This is a genomic window from Nocardiopsis alborubida (assembly GCF_012396365.1).
Taxonomy (GTDB): Bacteria; Actinomycetota; Actinomycetes; order Streptosporangiales; family Streptosporangiaceae; genus Nocardiopsis; species Nocardiopsis alborubida.
Map to the genome: position 1 here is coordinate 13,207 of NZ_JAAXPG010000050.1, position 18,636 is coordinate 31,842.

Below are 18,636 nucleotides of genomic sequence, written 5' to 3' on the forward strand. Positions count from 1 at the left end.
CACCGGCTAGGGAGAGGACCCGGACACGCGTCGGGCCCCGGAGGGCGTCGCCTCCGGGGCCCGGGCCTTCGCGTGTCAGCCGCCGGACCGCTCCTGCCGCGGCGCGGCCGCGGCGTTCCCGGACACCGGGTCGGCGGCCGCCGGGTCCGGCTTCTCCCCGGAACCCCCGGTCACCTCGGAACCTTGGCTCTCCTCGGTACCGGCGGCCTCAGCGGCAACCGTGGTCCCCGCCGTCCCGGCGGTACCCACGGCCTCGGCCGTCTCCTCGACGACTCCCTCGGCGGGGCCCTCCACAGGCTCCACCGCCGGGTTGCCCCGACCGCGCAGCAGCACCCACGCCTGCGCGGCGGCCGACAGGACGATCACCACGGCGATGACGCTGGTCAGGTGCATGCCGTCGGTGAACGCCGTCCGCGCGGCCCCCATCAGCGCGTCGCCCGCGGCGCCGCCCACCTCGGCGGCGGCGTTCGAGGCCCCGCCCAGGGTCTCCCGGGCGGTGTCCACGGCTCCCGAGGGCACGCCCTCCACGGCGGTCAGGTTGGCCCGGTAGGACGCGGTCAGCACGCTGCCCAGCAGCGCGACGCCCAGCGCCGCGCCCAGCTCGTAGGCGGTCTCGGAGATCGCCGAGGCCGCGCCCGCGCGCTGGGGCGGGGCCGCCGACATGATCGCGCCGTTGGTGAGCGTCTCGGCGAACCCCGAGCCGGTGGCGATCAGCGCGAAGCCCGCCGTCACGAGCACCACACCGGTCACCACGTTCCCCTCCGGCGCGAACACCAGGACCGCGAACCCCGTCGCGGTCACCAGCAGGGACCCGCCGATCACCGTGGCCAGGCTCAGGTGGCGCGACAGCCGCACCGCCACCAGTCCCGCCAGCACCGACAGCACCAGGCCGGGCACCAGCACGAAACCGGCCCGCATCGGCGAGACGCCCAGCACCAGCTGGAGGTACTGCGTCAGGAAGAACAGCGACGACACCAGCGAGAACACGATCATCAGGTTGGTGGCCACCGCCACGCTGAACACGCGGTACCGGAACAGGCCCACGTCGATCAGCGGGTCGTCGAGTGCCTTCTGGCGCCGGACGAACAGGTAGCCCAGGCCCAGGCCGACCAGCAGGGACACGATCGGGGTGACCGCCAGGCCCTCGGTGGCCAGGTTCTTGACGCCGTACACGACGGGCAGGATCGCGGCCATGGACAGGACCACGCTCAGCAGGTCCAGGCGTCCCGCGCCGGGATTGCGGGACTCGCGCACCAGCAGCGGGACCAGCACCAGGATCAGCGCCATCACCGGCAGGTTGATCAGGAACACCGAGCCCCAGAAGAAGTGCTCCAGGAGCCAGCCGCCCAGGATCGGGCCGAGCGCCGCGCCGCCGGAGAACCCCGACGCCCACAGGGCGATGGCCAGCAGGCGCTGGCGCGGGTCCAGGAAGATGTTGCGCAGCAGCGACAGGGTCGAGGGCATCAGCGAGGCGCCCGCCAGGCCGAGCAGGGCGCGGGCCGCGATGAGCACCTCGGCGGTGGGCGAGAACGCGGCGATCAGCGAGGCCGCGCCGAAGGCGGCCGAACCGATCATGAGCAGGCGCCGCCGACCGATGCGGTCGCCGAGCGAGCCCATGGTGATCAGCAGTCCGGCCAGGACGAAGCCGTAGACGTCGACGATCCACAGCAGCTGGCCGGCGTCGGGCCGCAGCTGCTCGCTGAGCGCGGGGACGGCGAATCCGAGCACGGTGGAGTCGACCGAGATCAGGATCACCGGAAGGACCAGGACGGCGAGCGCGGTCCATTCGCGCGGACCCGCGAGGGCGGGCGCCGCACCGTCGCGGCCGCGCGCGCCGACGGTGCCGTTTCCGGTCTGGGCGGAACTCATCTTTCCTCGTTACGTGTCGCTTGTGCGCGCGCCGCACGGCTGTGAGGGCGCGTTGGGACCGGCGGGATGCGGAGGGCGAACGGCCGGGCGGAAGGACGGGAAGTCTGGTCGACCGGGGCGTACTCCCGGGACTCTTCAACCGTCCAGCCGGTACAGTACCGTCCAGCCGGTACAGTGTCAATCGTGAACGCTTCGAACACCCGCGACCGCATTCTCGACTCCCTACAGGACATCCTCGTCGGGGAGGGTTATTCCGCGGTGACCCTGGAGGCCGTGGCCCGTGACGCCGGGGTGTCCAAGGGGGGACTGCTGTACCACTTCCCGTCCAAGACCGCCATGCTCACCGGGCTCATCGAACGCCTGCGCGTGCTGGCCGAGGAGGAGTTCCGCGAGGCGGTGGAGGGAGAGGAGGGCGTGGTCCGCGTCTTCCTGCGCACCTCGCTGCCGCGCAGCCCCGAGGAACGGGAGCTGTACTGGGCGGTCATCGCGGCCCTGCGCGGCCAGGAGGACATGCCCGAGGAGGCCGTCCGCACGGTCCAGGGCCTCTTCAGCCGCTGGGGCGACCTGCTGCACGAGGAGCTCACCGACCCGGTCCTGGCCGAGATCGTCCTGCGCGCGGGCGACGGGCTGTACATGGCGGCGATCGCCGGGCTGCCCCAGCCCGACCCGGTGCTGACGCAGCGGATGATCGACCGCCTGGTGGAGGCCTCCGACAAGGTGCGCCGCGAGCGCTGAGCGTCCGCTGCCCGGGCCGCTTCCCCGCCCCCGCCTCCCGCCGCCGAACCGGTCCGCGTCGCCGCGTCCCGGGCCGGGCGGGAGGACTCCGCTCCCCGGCGGGCCCGGCCGGGCTCAGACCCGGTACTCGAACATCTGGACCTCGGTGCCGCCCACGGGTACCCGCTCGACCGGGGTGAACCCCTGCCCCTCGTAGTAGCGCACCAGGGCGCCGTCCCCTCCCGCCCAGCAGTCCACCCGCACCAGCCCGACGCCGCGCTCGCGCGCCTGCCTGCGGGCGAAGGAGAGCAGTTTGCCGCCCACGTCGCGCCCGGTGTAGGTGCGCGCGACCAGCAGCAGGTGGACGTAGAGCTCGCGTTCGCGCACCCTCGGCGCGTAGCCGGGAGCCCGTTCGGTGGCGACGAGGAACCCGGCCGTGCCGTCGCCGATCTCGGCCACCCACAGGCCCTCGGCGACCAGTTCCTTCACGCGCGCGACCCGTCGGGGGTCCCGGGACCAGGGGCGGTCGCCCCACTGCGCGGAGCGCCCGTGTTCGACCAGCCACGCCACGGTGGCGTCGAAGGTCTCCAGGACCGCCGACAGGTCCTCTGGTCCGCCCTGGCGCAGCCTCAAGTGTCCGCCTCACGTGTCGGGGAACAAACACGAACAATGCACGTTAACCGGTCGCCCATCCGCCGGGCATCCGGGTTTTCCCGGGGGTGGGGGAAGGGGAGGCGTCGGCGGCGCGGCGGGAGAGGCGGTCCCCGGGGCGGGGACCGTGGCACCCGGGACGGCGCTGCGGGACAATGGCGGGACCCCGCCGCGGGCTGGAAGAGGAGGTCAGGATGTGGCGCTGTTCACGTGCTTCCGATCATGGTTTACTTCCCAGTAACTTCGTTGCCGCAGCCGGTACCCGTGTTCGTGGGGTGCCCGCCCACCCCGCGAGGTGAAGTGTGCACTACCTCAAGGTGTGGGGCGCGCCGGGTCGACCGCGACAGCGCCCTCCACGAGACTGTTGCCGCCTCGCCGGGGTGTCCACGGGGTGAGAACACGCAGACGGGAAAGCGGGGGGCGCATGCACAGGCTCACCAACCAGGTAAGGCCTTACGCCTGGGGAGCGCGCACGGCCATCCCGCGGCTGCTGGGCGCCGAACCCGACGGCACGCCCCAGGCCGAGCTGTGGCTGGGAGCCCACCACGGCGCACCCAGCACGGCGCACTGCGAGGACGGCCCGCGCCTCCTGCCCGGGCTCATCGCCGACAACCCCCACCGCGTCCTGGGGCGGCGCACCGCCGAGCGCTTCGGCGGGCGGCTGCCCTTCCTCCTCAAGGTCCTGGCCGCCGAGGCGCCCCTGTCCCTCCAGGTCCACCCCGACGCCGTCCGCGCCCGCGCCGGGTTCGAGGCCGAGGAACGCGCGGGCATCCCCCTGGACGCCCCGCACCGCAACTACCGCGATCCCCACCACAAGCCCGAACTCCTCCTCGCACTGGAGCCCTTCGAGGCGCTGTGCGGCTTCCGCGAACCCGCCGCCGCCCACGCCGACCTGCGCGGGCTCACCTGCGAACTGGCCGTCGCGCTGCGCGGCGACCTCGCCCTGGCCGACACCGGAACCGCCCTGCGCGGCGCCCTCACCCGCCTGCTCACCCTCCCCGGGGACGAACGCGCCCGGCTGCTGGACGACTTCGTGCGCGAGTGGACGGGCTCCGGCCCGCGCGGATCCCACGGCGCCATCGTCGCCGACCTGGCCGACCGCTACCCCGGCGACCCCGGCGCGGTGGCCGCCCTGCTGCTCAACCGGGTCACGCTCTGGCCGGGCCAGGCCCTGTTCCTGCCCGCGGGGAACATGCACGCCTACCTCCAGGGCACCGCGGTCGAGGTGATGGCCAGCTCCGACAACGTGCTGCGCGCAGGGCTCACCGGCAAGCACGTGGACGCGCCCGAGCTGCTGGACGTGGTGGACTTCTCGGTGCTGCCCATCCCCTACGCCAGACCCGGGGTCTGCGAGGGGCGCCGGGAGTTCCGCACGGCCGCCCCGGAGTTCGCGCTGCACGAGATCGGCCCCGGACGCATCACCTCCCACCTGCCGGGAGAGGGCCCGACCGTGCTGCTTGCCCTGCACGGGCAGGTGGAGCTGGTCGCCGAGGTCGGTCAGGGGATGACCCTCCAACGCGGCGAGTCGGTGTTCGTGCAGGCCGACAGCGGGCCGATCAAGGTCGAGGGCCACGGCCACGTCATCGCCGCCACCGTCGGTGAGACCTGAGATCCGAAGCCCGGGTCCCTGGACGCGAGGCCCGAAGCCTGAGTCCTCAGGCCTGAGACCCGAGGCCGGGTCGGGGCAGTGCGAGCGCGTCACAGAGCACCCTGGCGGGACGTCCGTTTTGCGCGGGGAGGTTCCCGCGCACCGATACCCTGGGCCCCTCTGTTCACTGGAAAAACACAAGGAGTACCACCATGGCGCTTGAGCGTCCCGAGATCGACTTCATCGAGGGCCCGCCGCCCGCCGAGCTGGAGGTCACCGACATCCAGGTCGGTGAAGGCGCCCAGGCGGGCCACGGCAGCACCGTCGAGGTCCACTACGTGGGCGTGGCCTTCTCCAGCGGCGAGGAGTTCGACGCCAGCTGGAACCGCGGCACTCCGCTGAGCTTCCGCCTCGGTGCGCGCCAGGTCATCGCGGGCTGGGACCAGGGCGTCCTGGGCATGCGCGTGGGCGGCCGCCGCAAGCTGGTCATCCCGCCGCACCTGGCCTACGGCGAGCGCGGCGCCCCCGGCGCCATCGCGCCGAACGAGACCCTGATCTTCGTCTGCGACCTGGTCGGCGTCAGCTAGGACCTCCTCCCCGCGAGGGCTCCGCGCGGCCGCCGCACCCGTCCGCGGTCCCTCCCGGGCCGGTCCCGCGCGCCCGGGCCCGGAGAGCCCCGCTCTCCGGCTCCCCGCGGTGACCGGTCGGAGCACACACATCCGTTCCGGCCGGGACACGCATCCGCTCCGGGCACACGCGTACGGGAGGGGCCCGTGCCGCGCTCCCACGTGCGGCACGGGCCCCTCGTCCCGCCGTCAGCCCAGGGTTGCGCCCACCTTGACGTGGCCCTTGAGCAGGTCGCGGGCGATCGTGCGGCGCTGGATCTCGTCCGTGCCCTCGAAGATGCGCAGCAGCCGCACGTCGCGGTAGAAGCGCTCGATGGGCAGTTCGCGGGTGTAGCCCATGCCGCCGTGGATCTGCATCACGCGGTCGACGATCTCGTTGGCCTTCACACCGCCGAAGAGCTTGGCGATGGACTGCGCGTGCCGCGAGTCCCGGCCCACCGACACCTGCCACGCGGCGTGCAGCACCAGCAGGCGCAGCGCCTCGATCTCGGTCTGGGAGTCGGCGATCATCCACTGGATGGCCTGCCGGTCGGCGATGGGCGCACCGAAGGTCTCGCGGGTGCGCGAGTACTCGATCGCCATGTCCAGCAGGCGCTCGCAGCCGCCGAGCGCGCGGGCGGGCAGCAGGTAGCGGCCCTTGCCGATCCACTTCATGGCCAGCTCGAAGCCGCGGCCCTCCTCGCCCAGGATGTTCTCGTGCGGCACGCGCACGTCCTGGAAGACCAGGGAGGCCGGGCGGCGCTCGCCCATGGTGTCGATGGGCTCGGAGGTCCACCCCGCGTCGCGGTCGACCAGGAAGCAGGTCACGCCCCCGTCGGCGCCCCTGTCCGGGTCGGTGACCGCGAAGACCATGGCGAAGTCGGCCTCGTTGCCGCCGGTGATGAAGGTCTTCTCGCCGTTGATCACCCAGGCGTCGCCGTCGCGGACCGCGCGCGTGCGGATGGCCTTGGCGTCGGAGCCCGCGCCGGGCTCGGTGATGGCGAAGCAGGAGCGGCGCTCACCGGCGATGGTGGGCAGCAGGTAGCGCTCCTTCTGCTCCTCGTTGGCGTGGTAGAGGATGTTGTCGGCCTCGCCGCCGAACTTGAAGGTCAGGAAGGTCCTGCCCAGCTCGATCTCGATGATCGCGGCGGTGACCGCGTCCAGGCCCATGCCGCCGTACTCCACCGGGGTCTCCACGCCCCAGAAGTCGGACTTGCGGGCCAGCTCGCGCAGTCGGGCGCGCTCCTCGGCGTTGAGGCCGGGCGGGTGCCCCTCGCGCTCGCGGCGCAGCACCTCGTTCTCCAGCGGCATCAGCTCCCGCTCGACGAAGGTCCGCACCCAGTCGCGTACGGCGCGCTGCTCATCGCTCAGTGAGAAATCGATCACGGCCTGTCTCCCCAGTAACCTAACGGCGTTCGGTTTGAGGGTACGGTCTTCCCGGGGGTGCGTGCAAGAGGTGTCGCCGAACGGGAGGAAACGGGTGCGCCGCCCGGTTCCGGACAGGCACCCCCACCGGGGCACACGGGACCGGAAGACGGGCTCTCAGGTGCGCGAACACCGCCAGGGGGCCGCACACGGTGCGCCGACGTGCGATGATCGGGCCGGACGCCGGAGGGTCCGGTCCGTCCGCCGCAGTGGAGAAGGGGATCCCTCCGTGGCCCGACCCAAGACGCCGATCCTGAGCCGTCCGGGCATCCGCCGCGCGGCTCTCGCGCTCATCGACCGTGACGGGCTGGACGGCCTGTCGATGCGCAAGCTCGCCCAGGAGCTCGACGTGCAGGCGGCCTCCCTCTACAGCCACTACCGCACCAAGGAGGAGCTGCTCACCGAGGTCGCGGACGAGGTCACCTCGCGCATCGACGTCTCGGGCTTCGAGGGCGGGGACTGGCGCCGGGGCCTCACCGTCTGGGCGCGCTCCTACCGCGACGCCCTCGCCGAGCACCCCCACCTGCTGCCGGTGGTCTCCTCCGGTCCCGGGCGCCGCGAGGAGGCGCTGCGCCGCGCCGACGCCGTGCACGGCGGCCTGGTGGGCGCCGGATGGCCGCCCCGCTACGCCACGATGATCGGCGCCTCCACCAAGTACCTGGTCGTGGGGGCCGCCACCAACTCCTTCGCGCGCGGGTTCGACGACGACGTGCGCGTCTACCGGGACCGCTACCCGAACCTGTCCCAGGCCCACCGGCTGCCCGAGCACGCCGCCGAGATCGACGACGCGAGCTTCGAACTCGCGCTCTCGGCCTTCCTGGACGGGCTGACCGGCGTCTTCGACAGGGTCGGGAACCGGGACTGAGCGCGAGGGGCCCGGGGGCGGTCGCCACCGCCCCCGGGCCCCTCGGAACTCGTGCGCCTCAGCGCCGCTGGGAGGACACCCGGTCCGTGCCCTCCTCGGAGGAGGAACCCGTGTCCCCGGCCGCCGGCGCGCCACCGGTCGGCGCGGCGCCGCCCGTGTCCCCGCCGGTACCGGCCTCCTGTTCACGCGGGTGACGGCGCTCCAGGGAGGCGCCCTCCACGTCGATGTCGGGCAGGATCCGGTCGAGCCACCGGGGCAGCCACCACGCGGCGTTCCCCGCCAGGTGCATCAGCGCGGGGATCAGCGCCATGCGCACGACGAAGGCGTCGATGAGCACGCCGAAGGCGAGCGCGAAGCCGATCGAGCTGATCATGACGCTGTGGGAGAAGACGAACCCGCCGAACACCGAGATCATGATGATCGCCGCGGCGGTGACCACGGAGCGGCCGGCCCGGAAGCCCTGCACCACGGCGAGCCGTGAGGGCGAACCGTGCACGTAGGCCTCGCGCATGCCCGTGCCGATGAAGAGCATGTAGTCCATCGCCAGGCCGAACAGGATCCCGACCAGCAGGGTGGGCAGGAAGTTCAGCACCGGACCGGTGTTCTCCAGCCCGAAGAGGCCTCCCAGCCAACCCCACTGGTAGACGGCCACCACGCCGCCCAGCGAGGCGAAGAAGGACAGGATGAACCCGAGCGTGGCCACGACCGGCACGAAGACCGACCGGAACACCAGCAGCAGGATCACCAGGGACAGGCCCACGACCACCGCGAGGTAGGTCGGCAGCGCGTCGCTCAGCGTCTCGGAGATGTCGATGTTGCCGCTGGCCATGCCCGCGACCCCCAGCGGACCGGTGCCCTCGACCGGCTCCATGTCGCGGAGGGTGTGCACGAGCTCCTCGGTGGAGGCGCTGGCCGGGCCCTCGACGGGCACGACCTGGAAGATGGCCAGGGTGTGGTCCTCGGAGATGCCGACGGGGGCCACCGCGGCCACGTCGTCGTGGGAGTAGATCTCCTCGGCGACCAGCCCCTGCTCCTCCTCGGCGTTCTGCCGCGCGGCCTCCTCGTCCGGTCCTCCGGTCAGCTCGGCCACGACCAGGAGCGTGCCGTTCTGCCCCGCGCCGAAGTTCTCCTCCACGGCGGTGAAGGCCTGGTACTGGGTGGAGTCGGTGGGCTCGGAGGAGCCGTCGGGCATGCCCAGGCGCAGGTCGAGGGCGGGCAGGGCGACCACGCCCAGGGCGATCACGGCGACGGCGGCCTGTGCCAGCGCGCGGCCGGTCGACATCGGCCTGGTCCGCTCCGCCCCGTCCGTGCTCCGCCCGGCGGCGGAGGCGCCCTCGGCGAGCCGGGCGCGCTCGCGGCGCGACAGGATGCGCGCGCCCACCAGCGACAGCAGCGCGGGGACGAGCGTGATCGCGATGAACACGGCGATGGCGATGGAGACGGCGGCCACGCTGCCCATCAGGCCCAGGAACCCGATCCCGGTCAGGTTCAGGCCCAGCAGCGCGATGAGCACGGTCGTGCCCGCGAAGACCACGGCGTTGCCCGCGGTCCCGTTGGCCAGGCCGATGGACGCGCCGACGCCGATGCCCTGCTTGAGCTGGCGGCGGTGCCGGTTGATGATGAACAGCGCGTAGTCGATACCGACGGCCAGGCCGAGCATGAGGCCCAGGATCGGTGTCACCGAGGCCATCTCCAGCACCCCGGACAGCGACATCGCGATCAGGGTGGCCACACCGACGCCGACGAGCGCCGTCAGGATCGGCAGGCCCGCGCCCACCAGGGTGCCCAGCATGATCACCAGGACCACGCCGGCCACGATCACGCCGATCACCTCGGCGATGCTGACCAGGGAGGGCATGGTCATGGCCATGTCGTTGCCGAAGTCGACGGTGGTGCCCGGCACGGGGTCGCTCTCGAAGACCTCCATGACGGCGTCGCGGGTCTCCGGGGTGATCTCCGTCTGGCTGTCGCTGAAGGCGACGCGGACCAGGGCGGTGTCGCCGTCCTCGGAGACCGAGCGGATCTCCGAGGCCATCTCCAGCATGGCCTCGCCCCGTTCGAGCTCCTCCAGGCCCGCCTCCAGCTCCTCGCGGTTCTGGTCGATCACGACCTGTTCGGCGTCGAGCCCGGGGCCGACCTGGTCGATCATCCCCGCGGCCTCGGCCTGCTCGCGGCCCGCGTCGAGCTCCGCCTGACCGGCTTCGAGCTCCTCCAGGCCCGCCTCCAGCTCGTCGCGGCCCTCCTCCAGCTCCTGCTGCTGGTCGGCGCGCTGCGCCTCCGTGGCGAACGGGTCGATCGCGTCCTCCACGCCGGAGACCTCGGCGGCCTGCTCGGCGCGGTCGGCTATCGCGTCCTGCTGCTCCCGGGTGAAGTCCGAGCCGTCCTCGGTCTGGTAGACGACGGTGCCCGCGCCGCCGCCCATCCCGGAGAACTCCTGGGACAGGAGCTGTTCCACCTCGTCGGTGGGCGTTCCGGGGATGGAGAAGCTGTCCTCCAGCTCACCCGAGAAGAGGAGGAAGGCGGTGCCGGAGGCCACCAGGAGGGCCAGCCAGACCGCGATGACGGTTCGGGCGCGGCGTGCGCACGCACGCCCGATTCTGTAGAGAAATTCAGCCATGGTTCCTGCAAACGGAGTGGGTGGAAGGGAGCGCGTGTGCGCTCAGGAGGTGTGGGGGCCGGCGTTCCCGTAGCCGTCACGGGTCACGGCGAGCATGCGGTCCAGCAGGTCGGACCAGACCCGGCGGGAGTCGTCGCTGTCGACCCCTCCGGTGGTCTGCTCCCAGCGCTGGACCGTGATCGTGCCGCCGCTGATGACCGCACCGCACATGAGGTCGACCACGAGCGGGTCGGCACGCGGGTGGCGGCGCGTCATGATGGCCGCCAGGCGGACGCTCACGTCGTTGATGGCCCGCTCGAACAGCGCCGCCTGGCTCGGGGCGGGTTCGTGCCCCTTCTGCCGGAGGAAGCGCTTGAGCCGGGTGATCGGGGTGACCAGGTCGGTCTGGCGTATCGCCGCCGCGAACTCGTCGAACATGCTCCCCGGCCGGTCCCCGGTGGCGGCGGGGAGGTTGGCCTCGATGCTGTCGACGATCGCGTCCAGCATCTCGCCGAACACCTCCAGGACGATGTCGTCCAGGGACCTGAAGTGGTTGAACACGGTCCTGCGGGAGACGTCCGCCCGTTCGGAGAGCTGGTCGACGGTGAAGCCGGTGTCCCCGCGTTCGGTCATCAGCGCGGCGGCCGCGTCCACGATGGCGCGGCGGTGGCGCGACTTCAGTGCCTCACGCCGATCGCGTGAGGGCGGTTCGTGCTGATTGTCCACGTCTCCACGTTATGGAGGTGGTTGCACCAAGTGCAACGAAGCACTGAGTGCACCCAGTCACACTCGGGGAGCGGGCCCCGTCAGCCGTGGGGCCGGGCCCCGCAGGGATGGGGGCCGGGCCCTACCGGTGGGAAGGCGGCCCCGCCGGGGGAGTGGCGAGGGGCGCGGCCCGCACGCGAGAAGGCGGCCGCGCGACCCCCGTCCCGGGTCGCGCGGCCGCCGGTCCCTCAGGAGCCCGTGGGCTTGGTCTCGGCGTTGCCCTGGATCGCCGAGCGCTCCAGGCGGTCCAGCCAGCCGCCCCGTTCCGGCACGGTCTGGAGCGCGATCGTCCGGCCGTACCGGATCCGGGTGAAGGTCTCCGGGAGCCGTGCCTCCAGCCTCCGGTAGGCGATCCGGCCCAGCAGCCAGGCCACGAACCCCCCGTTGAGCACACCCACCGGCACCGCCAGCCACGGCCATCCCCACAGAGACAGGAACACGGCGGCCAGCACTGAGGGCGCGCACAGCAACGGCAGCATCATGATCGCCAACCACACCTGCACCGTGTTGTCACCGCTGTCGTTGGCGTCCACCCTCAGCTGCGGGTCCACCCCCGGGGAGAGCGCCACCACCGACAACAGCAGCGCCACCCCGCTGCCCACGCCGAAGAACGCCGCCAGCCCCGTGAGCACCAGCGGCCAGGCCCAGTGCGTTCCGGTGGCCACGATGAACACCGCGCTCAGCACGGTCGCCGCCGGGGCGATCAGCAGCAGGATCGCGATCTGGCGGCCGCGCACGTCCGCGCGCAGCGTGTCCCGGTCCTGGCCGACCACCGACAGCCACAGCGCCGTTCCGTCGTGCCCGTACATGTTCGAGGTGGACAGCGCCATCACGAAGGCCGCGATCACCCCGGCGAACGGAGCGAAGAACGAGAACAGGTCGCTGGACCAGGCCATCAGCCCCATGAACAGCGCCGCCCACAGCGACGACCGCAGCTCCAGGCCCCGCCACGGGTCGCGCCACCACTGGCGCAGCTCCTTGCCGACGACCGCGCCCAACGGGGAGTCCGGCAGCAGCGCGAGCGCCCGGCGCGCGAGCACCCTGCCCGGACGGACCCGCCTCCGGACCCCGCGCGCCCCCACCCGGGGCGCCAAAAGCGCGCAGGTCACCGCCACCATCCCCGCGGTGAGCACGGCGAACCCGCCCAGCCAGGCAGCGGCCACGGGCCAGGGACCGGCCGCGGCGGCCTGCACCGCCAGCAGCGGCCACGAGGTCGGCAGCAACACGAGCACGGTGCCCACCGCGCCCTCGCCCAGACCGTTCTCGCTCAGGCTCAGCGTCGCCTGGAACGCGGGCTGCACCGCCATCCACCCGAAGAACATCCCGGCCAGGAACAGCCCCCACTGCACCGACGCGATCTCCATGCCCAGCCGCGAGTGCATCGCCGCGCCCAGCGCCCGGAACACCAGCCGGGACAGCGTCACCACGAACACCCACAGCACCAGGACCCCCGGCACCGCCACCACCAGCGCGGACGGGTCCAGCGCCAGCGCGTGCCACACGAGCGCGCCCAGCGCCAGCAGCGTGAGGGCCGGGCCGACGTCCACGAACATCGTCGCCAGCAGCAGGGCGCCCACCCGGCGCCGGTCCAGGGGCAGCAGCGCGAAGTACTGCGAGCGCAGCACCCCCGTGCCGTTGGCCACCGTCGGGCCGAGCGTCCAGCCCGCCGCCCACACCGCGAACGCCAGGCAGAGCAGGTCCGCGCGCACGCCGTCCGAGGCCGCCGTCACCGCCAGGTACCAGGTCAGCGCGGTTCCGCCGACGACCAGGATGATTCCGAACAGCCGCATCCCCGTCGCCGAGTGCCGCAGCAGGGTGAACTTCAACCGGATCAGGAGGCCAGCCACGCCAGCTCACCCTCCTCCATCCCACGCGCGCCCACCAACCGCACGAAGGTGTCCTCCAGGGTGGTGTCCACGCCGCGCACCTCCTCCAGCGACCCGTCGGCCAGCACCCGGCCGCGGGCGATGATGGCCACCCGGTCGGTGAGCTGCTCCACCAGCGCCATCACGTGGCTGGAGATCACCACCGTGCCGCCGCCGTCGGTGAACCTGCGCAGAATCGCGGTCAGCACCCGCCCCGAGACCGGGTCCACGGCCTCGTAGGGCTCGTCCAGGACCAGGACCTTGGGCGCGTGCAGCAGGGCCGTGGCCAGCCCGATCTTCTTGCGCATACCGGTGGAGTACTCGGCCACCAGCACCGCGTCCCGCTCGGCCCGGTCCAGCTCCAGCACCCGCAGCAGCTCCTCGGCGCGCGCCCGCGTCACCTCCCGGCCCAGTCCGCGCAGCTGCCCCCAGTAGTTCAGCAGCTCCCCGCCGGTCAGCCGCTCGGGCAGCGCCAGACCGTCGGGCAGTACGCCGAGCAGGCGCTTGGCCCCGACCGGGTCCGACCACACGTCCACCCCCAGCACCCGGGCCGTCCCGGCGTCGGGGCGCAGCAGCCCCACCGCCATGGACAACGAGGTGGTCTTGCCCGCCCCGTTGGGCCCGACCAGCCCGAGCATGGCCCCGCGCGGCACGGACAGGCTCACCCCGTCCGCCGCCGTCGTGCCGTTGAAGACCTTGGTCAGCCCGTCCATCTCCAGGGCGGGCACGTTCTCGCTCATACCGCCACCCTCCCCGCGGCCCCCCTCCGGGCACATCCTCCGATCGGTCGCGACCGCCTGTCCGGTCGGCCAGATCCGCGCCCGGGCGAAGGCCCGTCGGCCGAGGCGGCGCGGGGGCGGCCGTCCTACCCTTGGCGGGAAGGAGGACCACGTGGACACGACACCGGCGGCGGACGGCGCGGACACCGCGCCCGGCGGCACCGCGAACCGCGGAGAGCGCCGGGGCCCGCGGGGATGGGTGCTGGACGCCCTGCTCTTCCTCGGCGCGGCGCTGACGTGGGCCTACTACCTCCTGGCCTACAGCGTGGGCCTGTACGCGTACGTGCCCTCCTGGCTCGTCCTTCCGGACCTCGTCCTGGGCGCGGTCGCGTGCCTCGCGCTGTGGTGGCGCCGCAGCCATCCCCTGGGCGTGGGCGTTCTGCTGTGCCTGGTCCAGGCCGTCTCCAGTTCGGCGATCGGGGCCCTGGCCGTCGCCCTGGTCAACCTCGCCGTCCGCCGCCCCTGGCGGCAGGCCGCGGTGACGGCCATGGCGGCCGTCCTCCTGGGCCTGCCCTGGATCGTCATGGTCCCGCCCACCCGCGGCGAAAGCGTCATCGTCCTCGTCATCGCCACGCTGTTCATCTCGGGCAGCATGGGCTGGGGCGTGGCCATCCGGACCCGGCGCCAGCTCATCGAGCGGCTGCGCGCGGACGTGCGGCGCGAACGCGAGGACCGCGGGCGGCGCCTGGCCGCCGCCCGGACCGAGGAGCGCCAGCGCATCGCCCGCGAGATGCACGACGTGGTCGCCCACCGCATGTCGCTGCTGTCGGTGCACGCCGGTGCGCTCGCCTACCGGACCGAACGCGCGGAGCGGGGCGAGGCGCCGCCGCTGGAGGGCGCCGAACTGGGTGCGGCCGTGCGGGTCATCCGCGACAACGCCCACCAGGCGCTGGAGGAACTGGGCGGCGTCCTGTCGGTGCTGCGCGCGGCCGACACCGCTCCAGGGCGGGACGAGGACCACGCGGGCACCGCCGCGCCCCAGCCGCCCGCCCTGGCCGACGTCACCCGACTGGTGGAGGAGGCGGTCCGGGCGGGCCAGCGCGTGCGGTCCGCCTACGACGTTCCCGAGGGCGCCGAACCCCCCGGCCAGGTGCGCCGCACCGCCTACCGGCTGGTGCAGGAGGGGCTGACCAACACGCGCAAGCACGCTCCCGGGGCCCGGGTGGACGTGCGGATCAGCGGTGCCCCCGGACGCGGCCTGGAGGTGTCGGTGGTCAACCCGCTGCCGGTGGGAGTGGTCCCCGCCGAGATCCCCGGGGCCGGGGCGGGCCTGACCGGCCTGTCCGAACGGGTCGCCCTGGACGGCGGAACCCTGCGCCACGGCCCCGAGGACGGGGTGTTCCGCCTGCTCGCCGCGCTGCCCTGGCCCGAGACGACGGAGGTGCCATAGTGGTGCCCGTGAACACTCCCGTGCGCGTCCTGCTCGTGGACGACGACCCCCTCGTCCGCACCGGCCTGCGGATCATGCTCTGCGGCGACGGGGACATCGAGGTGGTCGGCGAGGCCGGGGACGGCACCGAGGTGCCCGCGGCGGTGGCCGAGCACCGCCCCGACGTGGTGCTGATGGACGTGCGCATGCCCGGGACGGACGGGATCGCGGCGACCGAGGCGCTGCGCGGCGACGGGGACGGGCCCCAGGTCCTGGTGCTCACCACCTTCGACGCCGACGCCACCGTGGTGCGGGCGCTGCGCGCGGGCGCCGCCGGGTACCTGCTCAAGCACACCGCTCCGGAGCGCATCGTGGAGGCGGTGCGCCGCGCGGCGGCGGGCGAGCCCGTGCTCTCTCCCGGCGTGGCCCGCGCGCTCATGGACCGGGTGGCCGGAACCGACCCGGTGGAGCGCACCGAGGCGCCCTCGCGCCGCGAGCGCGCCCGGGAGCGGTTGGCGCTGCTCACCGAACGCGAGCGCGAGGTGGCCGAGGCGGTGACCGCCGGTCTGTCCAACGCCGAGATCGCCGAGCGGCTGTACATGTCCATGGGCACGGTGAAGGCGCACGTGTCCAGCGCGCTGACCAAGCTGGACCTGTCCGGGCGGGTGCAGCTGGCGCTGCTCACCCACGACGCCCGGACCCCCGACTGAGGTTCCGGCGTGTTCGGCGTCCGTGCACTTCGTGACGTCCGCCACCGTGGTACGGATGAACCCTTGGGGCAGTGGTGTTGGCAGTGGTGTTGGCCAGCAGAACGACGAGGGAGACGATTCCATGCCGCTCGAAGGCGAGTACGAGCCGAGTCCGACGGAGTGGGTGCGCAACCAGGTCGAGCAGATCGAGCGCTCCGGGGGGAGGGAGGGGATGACCCTGCGCGGAATGCCGGTCATCCTGCTCACCACGCGCGGAGCCAAGAGCGGCAAGCTACGCAAGACGCCGCTGATGCGGGTGGAGCACGAGGGGCGCTACGCCGCCGTCGCCTCGCTCGGGGGTGCGCCCAAGCACCCCGTCTGGTACTTCAACGTCCTCGCCGATCCTCACGTGGAACTGCGGGACGGCACGGTGAACCAGGACATGAGGGCCCGCGAGGTCACGGGCGAGGAGAAGGCGGTCTGGTGGGAGCGCGCGGTGGCGGCGTTCCCGGACTACGCCGACTACCAGAAGAAGACGGACCGGGAGATCCCGGTCTTCGTCCTGGAGCCCGTCGCCGACCAGTAGTGATGTGTTTCGAGGGCGGGCCGGTCGGGGGAGGCGTCCTGGCCGGTCCGCCCGTGGTGCTGGGGTCAAACCCCCTGGCTACGTAGGCGGCTGCGTTCTTTGCAGGTGGCGGTCGGGGCTTTCCACAGGTGGTGGTCGGGTCTGGCAGCGGGTGGCGCCGTGATGGTTTCCTGGAAATAGGGGGGATCCCACCCACGCGTATTTTGGTGTGCCCTCAAACACCCGACACCTCAAGGGGAGTAATGGATTGAGGGGCAGGGAGGGGCCGCCATCAGGTCTCTCCCCTACGCTGCTCTTGACGGGGGTTGCTGGCAGCGACGAAAGCGCACCCGCTGCCGCGAAGTGGAACGGACTCCGATAAACGGTAGTCGTCCGGTGGGGGTGAGGGGCCCGACGAAAAGCGGCACCAAAGGCAGGAGCGGCTGGCCCAGGGCGACCAACGCCGGGGTTCGGGGATGGCCGGGGTCAGCGACGGTGGCGCCAACGGCAGGCGGGTCCTCCAGCCTCGGATGGCGTCTTTGGCCCCTGTGCTCGGGGGTCGGCGGCGATGGCACCAGCGGCGAGGGATCATTTCTCCCGCGCCCTTTCTGGCGCCTTTCGGTTTGTCCCAATTGTGGCTTACCAATGAAGGACAAGCCTCCCGTGGGGGGAAATCCGGAAGGGTGGGTGAATTCGGTGCTGTGAATTCTGGCGCAATGGCTGCTGTTGGCTTATAATAAGAGGTATGGAGATGATGCTTGCAGCGCCCGACGCGGCCCCCGGGGTTTGTTCCCCGGGTGTGGCCGCGCTGGCTGGTGCGCGCGAGATCATCGACCAGGTGTGGGATGCCGAAGTGCCGCCGGGGGCGGACGAGGCCGCCGCTGAGGAAGTCGCCGCCCTGTGGGACCAGGTGGAGAAGATCCGCTACCGGGCGCTGGCGCGGATGGCGCGTTTGTACGCGCGCGGTGAGGTGGCCCGCTACAGCGGTTACGCCACTCTGGACAAGTGGATCACTCACCAGTGCAAGGTGCCGACTGGTCAGGCCAAGGATTTGGCCCGTCTGGCCCAGCATGTGCACGAGGAGACCCTGCCCGCCACCGTCCAGGCTCTGGAGGAGAACACGGTGGCCTTGGGTGAGGCGGTGGCGATTGCCAAGGTCACCGACAAAGCCGTCCAGACCCGCGATGCCCAGCATTTCCCCGACGAGCAGGGCTACCGGGGCGGGTTTGAGTCGGCTCTGGTGGCGGCCAAGGCAGAGCGTCCTGCGTTGTCGGTCAACCAACTCCAGGCGGTGGCCCGTCAGGTCGCCTATCGCCTGGACCCGCACCGGTTGGACCGCGACCACGAGGCCGCCCACGCCGCCCGTGGTCTGGCTGTGCATGACACGTTCCAGGGCAGCTACCAACTCCAGGCCTGGGGCGGGGCCGGAGACGCGTTGATCGTGCGCGCCGCCATCGACACCTTCACCACCCCACCCGGAGAAGGTGACACCCGGTCCCGGTCCCAGCGTGAGCATGACGCGCTCATCGCCGCGCTGCGCTTCGCCACCACCCACACCGGATGCACCCACACCCCTGCCCCGTTGGCGCAGATCCGCATCCTGGTACCGGTGCAGACCTACCTGGACACCGAAGGCCAGGAAACCCCAGCTCTGGACGAGAACGGCCGGGTAATCCCCGTCGGGCTGGTACACGAACTGGCTGGGGACTCCGAGGTGGTGCGGATGCTCACCGCACCCCCCACCGGGCGGGTGCTGGACGTGGGCCACAGTCGCCGCCTGGCCTCAGCCCGACAGCGCACGGCCGCCTTCCACGGGCACAGCACGTGTGCGCACCCGGGCGGGTGTGAGGTGCCGATCACCTGGTGCCAGGCCGACCACATCACCTCCTTCTCCCGGGGAGGACGCACCGAGGTCGCGAACCTGCAACCACTATGCGGCCCGCACAACCGGGCCAAGTATCAACGCGAGCTGCGCACACACCAGCAACACCACCGGGCACGCAACGGAAGGGAAGCCCGCCCGGGACACCACGACCGGGGACACCCTCTCGAACCCCACCCACTACCCCGGGAATGAACACCCCGGCCGGGTCGGGCCCCGGCATGCCCGCACCCGGCAGGCGGCCCGGGCCCCGCGCCCACCGCTGCCGTCGTCGCCTGCCCCCACCACCGGGGCCGGTAGCGCTGCCCGAGGCCGGAGGGCCCGCTCGCCTTTGGTGCCGACGCAGGAGCGAGTAACCATCTCCGAGCCTCTGTCGTTCACCGCCCTCCCGCGCCCCGATCGGCCCTCC

General features: G+C 72.5%; 15 protein-coding genes. 8 read left to right on the plus strand and 7 right to left on the minus strand.

What is annotated here, in order from left to right:
- Positions 1–75 precede the first annotated feature (75 nt).
- Positions 76–1,869 carry an MFS transporter gene (locus HGB44_RS30680; protein WP_061083372.1) on the minus strand — a complete coding sequence of 598 codons (1,794 nt, stop codon included), beginning with the start codon at positions 1,867–1,869 and terminating at the stop codon, positions 76–78.
- 183 nt (positions 1,870–2,052) lie between these two features.
- On the opposite strand from HGB44_RS30680, the gene HGB44_RS30685 reads away from it, so the two are divergent.
- Positions 2,053–2,604: a TetR/AcrR family transcriptional regulator gene (locus HGB44_RS30685; protein WP_061083371.1), complete on the plus strand. Its 552-nt coding sequence runs from the start codon at positions 2,053–2,055 to the stop codon at positions 2,602–2,604.
- Positions 2,605–2,718: 114 nt separating this feature from the next.
- Here HGB44_RS30685 and HGB44_RS30690 read toward each other — a convergent pair whose 3' ends face one another.
- Positions 2,719–3,216: a GNAT family N-acetyltransferase gene (locus HGB44_RS30690; RefSeq protein WP_061083370.1), complete on the minus strand. Its 498-nt coding sequence runs from the start codon at positions 3,214–3,216 to the stop codon at positions 2,719–2,721.
- A 442-nt stretch (positions 3,217–3,658) separates the two neighbouring features.
- Here HGB44_RS30690 and manA point away from each other — a divergent pair, with 442 nt between their 5' ends.
- Together manA and HGB44_RS30700 are read left to right on the plus strand one after the other, a co-directional pair.
- Positions 3,659–4,843 (plus strand): mannose-6-phosphate isomerase, class I, encoded by a 1,185-nt coding sequence (gene manA / locus HGB44_RS30695; protein WP_061083369.1) that lies wholly within the window; start codon positions 3,659–3,661, stop codon positions 4,841–4,843.
- A 191-nt stretch (positions 4,844–5,034) separates the two neighbouring features.
- Positions 5,035–5,409 carry an FKBP-type peptidyl-prolyl cis-trans isomerase gene (locus HGB44_RS30700; RefSeq protein WP_061083368.1) on the plus strand — a complete coding sequence of 125 codons (375 nt, stop codon included), beginning with the start codon at positions 5,035–5,037 and terminating at the stop codon, positions 5,407–5,409.
- A gap of 228 nt (positions 5,410–5,637) precedes the next feature.
- On the opposite strand, the gene HGB44_RS30705 is transcribed toward HGB44_RS30700, so the two are convergent.
- Entirely contained in the window at positions 5,638–6,813 is a 1,176-nt protein-coding gene (locus HGB44_RS30705; protein WP_168444219.1) for an acyl-CoA dehydrogenase family protein, read from the minus strand.
- 268 nt (positions 6,814–7,081) lie between these two features.
- Between HGB44_RS30705 and HGB44_RS30710 the strand changes: the two genes are divergently transcribed.
- Positions 7,082–7,717, plus strand: a complete 636-nt coding sequence (locus tag HGB44_RS30710; protein ID WP_013152167.1) for a TetR/AcrR family transcriptional regulator — start codon at positions 7,082–7,084, stop codon at positions 7,715–7,717.
- Positions 7,718–7,775: 58 nt separating this feature from the next.
- Here the strand turns inward: HGB44_RS30710 and HGB44_RS30715 are convergent, their stop codons facing one another.
- From HGB44_RS30715 to HGB44_RS30730, 4 genes are all read right to left on the minus strand, one after another.
- Entirely contained in the window at positions 7,776–10,334 is a 2,559-nt protein-coding gene (locus HGB44_RS30715) for an MMPL family transporter (protein ID WP_061083646.1), read from the minus strand.
- Positions 10,335–10,376: 42 nt separating this feature from the next.
- Complete coding sequence (locus HGB44_RS30720) at positions 10,377–11,039, minus strand: TetR/AcrR family transcriptional regulator (RefSeq protein ID WP_061083647.1); 663 nt, start codon at positions 11,037–11,039, stop codon at positions 10,377–10,379.
- Positions 11,040–11,266: 227 nt separating this feature from the next.
- Entirely contained in the window at positions 11,267–12,925 is a 1,659-nt protein-coding gene (locus tag HGB44_RS30725) for a hypothetical protein (protein WP_061083648.1), read from the minus strand.
- Positions 12,910–13,683, minus strand: coding sequence for an ABC transporter ATP-binding protein (locus tag HGB44_RS30730; protein ID WP_061083649.1), 774 nt, complete (start codon positions 13,681–13,683; stop codon positions 12,910–12,912). Before HGB44_RS30730 ends, HGB44_RS30725 begins: the two co-directional genes overlap by 16 nt.
- Positions 13,684–13,834: 151 nt before the next feature.
- On the opposite strand from HGB44_RS30730, the gene HGB44_RS30735 reads away from it, so the two are divergent.
- The 4 genes from HGB44_RS30735 to HGB44_RS30750 all read left to right on the plus strand — a co-directional run bounded on the left by HGB44_RS30735 (position 13,835) and on the right by HGB44_RS30750 (position 18,422).
- A complete protein-coding gene (locus HGB44_RS30735) occupies positions 13,835–15,112 on the plus strand; it encodes a sensor histidine kinase (RefSeq protein ID WP_061083650.1) in 1,278 nt (425 codons plus the stop codon).
- The gene (locus HGB44_RS30740; RefSeq protein WP_231972677.1) at positions 15,112–15,801 is read left to right on the plus strand and encodes a response regulator; all 690 of its coding nucleotides are present in this window, start codon (positions 15,112–15,114) and stop codon (positions 15,799–15,801) included. The genes HGB44_RS30735 and HGB44_RS30740 overlap by 1 nt, the downstream gene beginning before the upstream one ends.
- 121 nt (positions 15,802–15,922) lie before the next feature.
- Positions 15,923–16,366 (plus strand): nitroreductase family deazaflavin-dependent oxidoreductase, encoded by a 444-nt coding sequence (locus tag HGB44_RS30745; protein WP_061083651.1) that lies wholly within the window; start codon positions 15,923–15,925, stop codon positions 16,364–16,366.
- Between the two features lie 733 nt (positions 16,367–17,099).
- Entirely contained in the window at positions 17,100–18,422 is a 1,323-nt protein-coding gene (locus tag HGB44_RS30750) for an HNH endonuclease signature motif containing protein (RefSeq protein ID WP_168444220.1), read from the plus strand.
- The last annotated feature ends 214 nt before the right edge of the window (positions 18,423–18,636 follow it).